This window comes from Rhizobium sp. J15 (genome assembly GCF_002531825.1).
Lineage (GTDB): Bacteria > Pseudomonadota > Alphaproteobacteria > Rhizobiales > Rhizobiaceae > Rhizobium.
This window is the reverse complement of sequence record NZ_NWSX01000098.1, coordinates 1-1,681: the sequence shown is the minus strand read 5'-3', so window position 1 is coordinate 1,681 and position 1,681 is coordinate 1. Positions and strand designations below refer to the sequence as shown.

The following is a 1,681-nucleotide window of genomic DNA, read 5'->3' as shown; positions in this document are numbered from 1 at the left end:
GACCGCCGGCCCCGGCGCGGCCGACGACACTGCCGCTCTCGAGGAAGAGCAGCACCGACTGGCCGGTTGCGGTATCGGTCAGGCCGCTGACATTGGTGACGGCGCTGATGCCGAGCGCATAGGTGATGTCGTCGCCATCCGCACCCGGATCGGAGGTGAAGAAGGTCGATAAGTCGGCGCTGTCGTCACCGGTCAGGTCGGTCTCATCGACCGTCAGTTCCGGAGGCGTACCGGTCGCCGTCATCGTCGGTCCATCGTCATCGAAGTTGATGAAGGAGCCGACCTCTTCATTATAGGCGTTGGTGACCTCGCCGCCGTAGTGGACTTCCTTGACGTCGAAGAAGTCTTTCTCGGTGTCGATGTTCTTGATGGTGAAGCGGTCGAAGGTTCCGCCGGCGCCGCCCGCGGTGGTGAAGTCGACCGTCACGCCCTCGCCGACATTGCGAAGGATCAGCCCCGTGCCGGTGAGATCGACCGAGATGCCGAGGGCTGCGGCCGTCGTTGCCACACCGTTCAGCTTGAAGGTCACGCCGGTGATATTGATCTCGGTATCGTTGTCGTCACCGGGGAAGGCTGCGCCCTCGACATTGTCGTCGTTGTTATAGGCGTGGATCTCGATGTCGGCGACGCTGCCGGTCGGTGTCGACTGCGAGACCGAGAAACCCGCGCTGGAGACGTTCTCGATGTGAGAGCCGTAGTCGGGCGCGATCGGCGTATTGGTAAAGTCCTTGCCGGCGCTCTGGGTGCCGCCGGTGATCAGGTCGATCTGAAGCTCACGGCCGAAGCGCACGTCTTGCGATGCGACGCCCAGCCCTTGCGTGCTGACGTTGACTTCCGCCTGCACGCCACTGTCGTGGGCGGTGACCAGGATCTTCTGCGGGCTGGCCGCGTCGGCGTCGAGAATATACCAGTTGTTGTGTCCCGACGGCGCATCGCCAAGCTGGCTGAAATTGACGACGGAGGTTCCGGTGACCGAGGCGAACACCTTGTCGGTCAGATCGATGCGATCGTCCGGGTTGGCCGCATTGGGATGGAGCAGCGGAACGTACTGGACGGTGTAGAGGTCGGCATTGGTGGCGCTGGTGCTGATCAGCGCGAGCGAGAAGGCGAGCGGCCCGGTCTCGGCGGGTTCGGCGAGCGGGTTGGAGGTGCCGATGACGCCGATCACGACGTTTGGACGGGTTGCGTCCTGGAACAGCCAGATATAGTTGCCGTCGACGGTGCGAATGCCGCTGTTGACGCCGGCGGCCGTGGAAAACGGGGTTCCGGAGGAGTTCTGCGTGAGAACCACCGAGGTGATGGTTTCCCCGGCGCTGGCCGAGGCGACCACGAAGTTGGTCTGGTAGGCGACCTCGGGCGAGGTCAATCCGCCGGCCGCGTCGAGGCCCAGCAGATATTGCAGCGTGGTGTTGGTGCTGTGTGGCGCGGTGGAGGGGTTGATGTCGTCGTCGGTAAGGCCGGCGGTCTCGTCGATGATGAGGTCCTGAGTGGTGATGTCGAGTGCCATGGAGATTCTCCCTCGGTTTGAATCGCATTGAGGGGAGATCCAGGCGCCGGATGCCGAATGCATCCGGCGGGATCTGACCCCTTGCGCATTGAACTCACGGCTTTCAATTGCCTGCCATCGCCTCGCCGATCGAGAGCGCTAGGACGAATCGACATTCATCTGAGCCAGATCATC

Annotated in this window: 1 protein-coding gene; it reads right to left on the bottom strand. The window is 63.1% G+C overall.

Annotated elements, in window-relative coordinates:
• On the bottom strand, positions 1–1,507 hold a 1,507-nt coding region (locus tag CO670_RS32285), incomplete at its 3' end, for a DUF5801 repeats-in-toxin domain-containing protein (protein WP_245426178.1).
• Between the last annotated feature and the right edge of the window lie 174 nt (positions 1,508–1,681).